Annotated in this window: 7 protein-coding genes and 1 pseudogene; 2 read left to right on the forward strand and 6 right to left on the reverse strand. The window is 51.6% G+C overall.

Annotated features, from left to right (window positions below):
• The 5 genes and pseudogenes from ACXJJW_RS01295 to ACXJJW_RS01315 all read right to left on the reverse strand — a co-directional run.
• Positions 1-1820, reverse strand: a pseudogene (locus ACXJJW_RS01295) (hypothetical protein); the annotation flags it as partial.
• Complete coding sequence (locus ACXJJW_RS01300; protein ID WP_456473909.1) at positions 1810-1974, reverse strand: hypothetical protein; 165 nt, start codon at positions 1972-1974, stop codon at positions 1810-1812. The pseudogene ACXJJW_RS01295 and the gene ACXJJW_RS01300, both read right to left, overlap by 11 nt.
• Before the next feature lie 149 nt (positions 1975-2123).
• Complete coding sequence (locus ACXJJW_RS01305) at positions 2124-2495, reverse strand: hypothetical protein (protein ID WP_456473910.1); 372 nt, start codon at positions 2493-2495, stop codon at positions 2124-2126.
• Between the two features lie 59 nt (positions 2496-2554).
• Positions 2555-2923, reverse strand: a complete 369-nt coding sequence (locus tag ACXJJW_RS01310) for a response regulator (protein WP_456473911.1) — start codon at positions 2921-2923, stop codon at positions 2555-2557.
• Positions 2924-3047: 124 nt separating this feature from the next.
• Complete coding sequence (locus ACXJJW_RS01315; RefSeq protein WP_456473912.1) at positions 3048-3365, reverse strand: single stranded DNA-binding domain-containing protein; 318 nt, start codon at positions 3363-3365, stop codon at positions 3048-3050.
• A 98-nt stretch (positions 3366-3463) separates the two neighbouring features.
• On the opposite strand from ACXJJW_RS01315, the gene ACXJJW_RS01320 reads away from it, so the two are divergent.
• Both ACXJJW_RS01320 and ACXJJW_RS01325 read left to right on the forward strand, forming a co-directional pair.
• Positions 3464-4645 (forward strand): WD40 repeat domain-containing protein, encoded by a 1182-nt coding sequence (locus tag ACXJJW_RS01320; protein WP_456473913.1) that lies wholly within the window; start codon positions 3464-3466, stop codon positions 4643-4645.
• A 9-nt stretch (positions 4646-4654) separates the two neighbouring features.
• Complete coding sequence (locus ACXJJW_RS01325; RefSeq protein ID WP_456473914.1) at positions 4655-4852, forward strand: hypothetical protein; 198 nt, start codon at positions 4655-4657, stop codon at positions 4850-4852.
• Here ACXJJW_RS01325 and purM read toward each other — a convergent pair.
• The gene (gene purM / locus ACXJJW_RS01330; protein WP_456473915.1) at positions 4846-5883 is read right to left on the reverse strand and encodes a phosphoribosylformylglycinamidine cyclo-ligase; all 1038 of its coding nucleotides are present in this window, start codon (positions 5881-5883) and stop codon (positions 4846-4848) included. The two genes, ACXJJW_RS01325 and purM, sit on opposite strands and share 7 nt — an antisense overlap.
• Positions 5884-6249 lie beyond the last annotated feature (366 nt).

The following is a 6249-nucleotide window of genomic DNA, read 5'->3' on the forward strand; positions in this document are numbered from 1 at the left end:
CACCGCACCCGCAGCGACAAATCTTCTATGGGCTTAACCTCATCCGTGGTCATCTCATAGTCATAATTTATCAGATGAACATATAGCCTATCCTCAGAGAGATAAGATTGAACGAACACATCCCGCGGAACAGAGCCTTCTATCTGTCTTTCAGCTACCAGCTCGTCGAGCAATTTCTGGAATTCCTTCCTCATTTCCTTCGCCCTTTCTTCTGAGACTCTCAGGTCGGGAGCCTCCCCGAATTCCTCCGCAATCGGGGAATAGATGGCGTAACTGTAGTATTCATAGCCGAGCTCTTCAGACGGGTAGTAGTACAGCTTCCCCTCGCCGTATGAGTTCACCTCATCTTTCAGGATGGCGCTCAGTGCAGGTCTCTCCACCTCCTGCTGATGCTCGTTTACCCTTCCCAAATCACCGTACACCACCGCTACCCCGCCCCCATTTACATAATCCAGAAGAGCACTTTCCTGCTTCTCGGTGAGGGCGAGCACATGGGGTAGGATGACCACCGGATATTTGCTCAAGTCTTCTGCCTCAAGATGATCTGCATCGTATATCCCGTCTCCTGTATAGATGACGTCATATTGCACCTGAAGATGGGCTAAAAGAATGCTTATCCCCTCCCATGAATTGATGTGCGCCCATTTGTCATAGGATAGGGAAGGCAGAGAAAAGACGACCCCAACGTCGGCCAGACTCCGCAAGCTCTCAGAGTCGAATATGTCTCCATGAGCCTTCAGGAATTCGGCGTATCCCCTGAGGGTTTCAGGGTCAGTGTCAAATTCCCTGCCCTTCATGAAGGACTCATCAAAGGCAGCCATGGATGGCTTATTGAGAATGCCCCCCCTGTTAGCATATGCTTCCGCGAACCGAATTTTCAGCAGATTCTGGGTATTATACTTTGCCATGGACAGGACATCTGCCGGGCTATCGGTGGTTTTGAATACCCCGGGCACCCCGGCAGCAGCAAATCCAAGTTTATACCACTGGGCGGCCCTGCCTTTTGGTGGAAACCCGGTTCTCCATGCGTAGTGGAGTTCTGGAGAAAACAGGTCGTAGTGTGAGAACAGAGCATAATTTTCAGGAAGAAAGAGGTCCCAGGGATAGGCGGTAAAAATAATCTCCTTATTCTGGGTGCGCATCACATATTCTTTTATTTCCGCTATCAATCGCTTCTGGAAGTTGATCATGTTCTGATTCTGGAAAGCTTGAAAATCCTGGAAAAGAGGGACCTCTATTGGGTTAAACCCATCCCAGAAAAGCTTTCTGAGAATCTGTTCGTGGATATCCTCTTTTGAGTATCCCTTTTCCTTCAGATAGGCGGCGTAATCAAATGTTTCAAGATCATCAATTCCGAATTCCGCGAGTTCGTCCTGAGAGTACTTTGATGCCAGATAATCACGAAATCCCTGCATTGAGTACTCGCCGAACACGCCGACTTCCCCATAATCTCCCCGGTTGGAAAACCACGCATTTCCCTCATTGTCGTCGGTGCAGATGATTTCAGCTCCTGCATCCACAGCCTCCTTCATTCTATCTATGAGGAATTGCTGCCAGAGGGGATGATTGGTATCATAGAAGGCTCCAGCCCATCCGATGATAGGGTTACCATCAAATCCTATTGCCACAGCATCCTTGAGAAGTGGTTCAAATTCCTCCCTTTCCAGCCACTCAATATCATGAAGGGAGATGAATATGCCGTATTTAAGTCCTGCCTGCTGAGCGACCTGCACCGAATTCTTCATTTCCTGACCAACCGGGTGATCGTCCAGAACTACCTGTGCTCCCTCGGGGATGGCATCAGCGACGTTACCCAGCACAAAGAAATTTTGTTTGAGCCACCAGCCAGCTTCCTCTTGAGAAGTGGGAGCCGGTGGTGCCGGAGCAGGCGAAGATGGCACAGAGGCAGGCGGGGGGGCAGGCGACGGCGAAGGAGGTGAAGACGTAGGTGCTGGTGGATGGGATGAGGTACAACCGGTCATCACCAGAAGTAGACTCAGGGCTAGCAAAACCGATACCGGGGCTAGTTTCCGATTGCTCCAGCACATCTTCTGGTTCATAGTCCCATCTCAATGAACCTTCTTCTGTAACCCTACATTTATATACCAGGGGCCACGGGGTACCTACGCCTTAAAAATCATCTCCAGTGCTCGCAGTGAATCCAGAAAAACCAGAATCTCAGACATGCATTCCGCATAATTTTCCTGCTCAAGCTCCTGCTCTGCCCTGTGCAGGCTGTCCTTGAGCTCTCTAAACAGCATCCTCGCTTCGTGCTCCGCCGGTAAACCGGCTATTGCCCTCTCAACCTTATCAATGTCTGCATGGCCGTGCTGAATCAGGCTTCCAAGGTCGCTTCGCAGCCCCTCATGAATCTTCAGAAGCTTCTCCTTCATAGCATCTGTAAAATCGTGCCTGAATACCTCTTCAGCAATAGCCTCAAGCTCTACCAGGAGGTTTCTGAATTCCAGCGCAAAGGCGATGTCTTCGTCTTCCACATCTTAATCCCCAGCCCTAACATTTCCAAGCCTTTCTCAACACGCGGAGCACTCAGCGATTATCGCTCAAAGATGTTCTCAATTACGCTGAGAAACTCCCTCACACTGAAGGGCTTTGAGATGTACCCATCGGCACCTGACTCTTCAAATCCCCTCCTCCACTCCTCGTTCGCCACAACTGTAAACAGGTAGACAGGTATCTCCTGCGTCTCCGGGTTGCTTTTGATGTCCCGGGTTATCCTGAGGCCATCCCTTCCCGGCATTATAAAATCCATAAGAATCAGGTCTGGACATGTACCCCTCGAAAGTCGAAAGAGACACTCCTCCCCCGACATTGCCACCTCCACCTCATAACCCCTGTTTTCCAGTATAAACTTCACAAGACTGCACATGTCAGCATCGTCATCCACCACGAGTATTCTGGCCAAAACTCCCCACCCTGTATGCTACCAAATATGACAGTAGTATAACAACAGGGGATTATAAACTTTATTTGAAAAGAATTTCAACAAAAAGAATTAAAAAATAGAGGTGTAGATATTATAGGAAAGGCTAATCTGTAAGCACCACGAGTTTTCCGTACTTTCCAGCGGTAAGCTGCTTTTCGCCCTGAAACTCGCTAACATAGCCGTTTTCTATCTTAAGCTTTGTACCCGGGCTTACCATGTCTATATCCTCATTCCAAAGGCTCAGGTTTATTTCGTCACCCGACTCATCCTTTACCACGGCAGTCGCAACCCTTCCGCTTCGGCCATACTTCTGGAAAGTTCTGACTTCGCCAACACTAACAACCTCAACCTCAATATTAACCCTTCCCTGACCTGGGCGCAAATCTGCTATCTTCAAAGTCACACATCCTTTTATTACCACCTCGGCGGCGGCCAATATATATCTTTGCCTCACCGCTTGTAGCACACAATTCCCTGAGGCGGAAGAGTTATATATCCTCCGGATGGTTGTGTACCTACATGAGAAAGCTCCTTATATTCCTTATAATCCTCTTCCCGCTTTCAGGCTGCCTTAAAGAGAAGGTTCCAGACACTGACGGTGACGGCTGGGACGATGCGCAGGAGGTCAGGGCGGGAACCGACCCGACGAAGGTGGATACCGACGACGATGGGCTCTGGGACCCCCTGGACCCCAATCCCCTAGACCCTGCCATCCCCGGCAGGGAGGAAGCCCGGCAATCTGAAGATGCACCTCAGCCCGAGGCTGCTCCACCAGAGACTCCGCTTGCCACACCGCCTCATACCGCACCCGCAGCTATAGAAAAAAGTTACCTCGAACTTGTGCAGGGAGCCTCACCGACGCAGGTGGCAGATGTAAACCTCGGGGAGCAGATTTCAGAGCTTGCAGCAGCACAGGGTTATGTGGCCGTCGCCGGTAAGAAGGGCTTTCGTCTTTTCGACATTTACGGCAGGCAGACAGCCTTCTATCCCACGCAGGCAGAGCCAAAGCAGGTGGTGCTCTCGCCAGATGGGAGCATGGTGTACGGTGCCACAGAGGCATGGGAGCGCACCGTATATGCGATCTCCCAAAGCTCTGAGCTGATGTGGAAGCACATCGCCAGGGATGTTATTGAGAATCTCGCACTCAGCGGCAACGGCGAGGTGATTGCCTACTCCAGCTACAGGAATATCCACCTTCTCCATGCGAACAACGGCACACTCTTCAGGGAGATAAGCACAGACGTTGACATCTCCAGTTTTGTGCTATCTAAAAATGCGAGCTACGTTGCCGTGGCAGGTAAAGATGGGACAGTGAGCCTCTACACAGGTGATGGAAAGCTTCTCTGGGAGTGGGACGGCCACACCTTCAAGGTAGATATCCTTGACCTTGCGGTTAGCGGCGATGGGAGGTACGTTGTGGCTGGCACAAACTACTTTAAAGCACTGCTCTTCGACTCCACCTCTCCCCATACGCCTAAAGAGATAAAGACGGGAGCAGAGGTTATCCAGGTGTTTGCGGCACCGGATGACTCCTACCTCGCTGCCGTCTCATACGACGGGAACATCTACTACTTCAACACAGAGGGCGAGTTGCTGCTGAAGCGTAGCTATGGCAGGGTTTACTCACAGATAGCTTTCTCCCCTGCAGGCGGCTATGCCGCGGCTGACAACAGCATAAGACATATTTACTTCTTTAAATGAGGTGAGAATATGCAGGATTTGAGTATGGACCACACATTTATGCTGAGGCTACTGGGTAGTGCCTATATGGACCTGGACACCCTCTCCAGCGCCACCTTCAGCAACAGGCGCAAGACGCAGAGGCTGCTGGAGGAGCTCTATCAGCTGGGGCTGGTGGAGCGCCATTGGAATGGGAAGTGCTTTCTGTATAAGGCAAGGCGTCAGTAACCGAGCGTAAAGTCCTTGCCTTCGATGCGCACCACATTCTCCCCTTCCACAACGCGGCCGATAACCTGAGCACGGGTGGAGTGACGTCTGCATATATCTATTATCTTACCGCTCTCCTCCTCGCTGGTTATGATGCAGAAGCCCACGCCCATGTTGAAGGTCCTGTACATCTCATGCTCGGGTACGTGCGCCAGCTCCTGGATGAGCCCAAATATCCTCTGCGGCTCTGGCAGGGCATCGATGTAGTAGCCGTGCCCGGTTATCCTGGTCAGGTTTCCCAGGCCGCCGCCGGTGATATTGGCCAGGCCATGCACCTCAGCCTTTTCTAGGGCTTCTAGAACCTCGCGCACATATATCTTTGTGGGCTCAAGAAGCTCCTCGCCCGCTTTTCTGCCTGGGAATATCTCATCCTCTATGCCATAGTGCTCCAGTATCACCTTCCTGGCGAGGGTTAAGCCGTTGCTGTGTATTCCGGAGCTTTCCAGGCCTATGACCACATCGCCAGGCGCAACCTTCTCGCCCGTGATTATCTTATCCATCTCCACAATGCCCACGATTAAGCCGGCGAGGTCGAAGCCCTTAACCATCTCTGGCAGAGTTGCAAGCTCGCCGCCGGGTATGCTTATGCCCGCGATTTCGGCACCCTTCGCAAGCCCCCTGGCGATTTCCCCGGTTATTTTCGGGTCGGGCTCATCGATGGCAAGGTAGTCCAGCATGACGAGGGGCTCAGCGCCGACGCAGATTACGTCGTTGGCGTTCATGGCTATTAGGTCGATGCCTATGGTGTCGTACTTCTCCATCGCCCTGGCGACGAGGATTTTTGTCCCAACGCCGTCCGCGGAGAGAGCAAGCGCTCTTTTTTCGTCAAGCTTCACCAAGCCTGCGAAGTGCCCCACTCCCAGGAGGCTCTCCCCCACCTTGCCCCGGCGCAGGCTGAGCGTCGCCTTAAGCTGCTCGGCAATGGCGCGAATTGCAAGGCTCTCTCTGTCTATATCAACGCCTGCTTTTGCATAGGTCATTTCTTCTTCCATGCTGAGAGGTGGGCATGAGGGGTTAATAAGGGTTGTGCTGGTGATAATGTAGGTGTCCAAAATATATCCCTGAGATGGAGGACTGTGGGAAGCGTAGAAAAAGACATTTTTGATAGGCTTGATCTTGGAGTAGATCGGCTGGGGTCTATTGACAACAAGCTTGGTTCTATCGACGGCACTTTAAAAGAAAACACCTGTATTCATAAGTTGGGTGTGCAGCCACCACCAGGCTCTCACATCCTTCGAAAACCTTATAAAAACCCAGCGCCAAGGTAGCAGGGGTGCAACAATGAGGCTTCTTCTCCTTCACGTGGACCACATAGAGTTTAAAGCAAAGCAGAAGACAAAGGTCGCCGAAAAGGTTAG

The organism is Candidatus Pyrohabitans sp., from assembly GCF_054014795.1.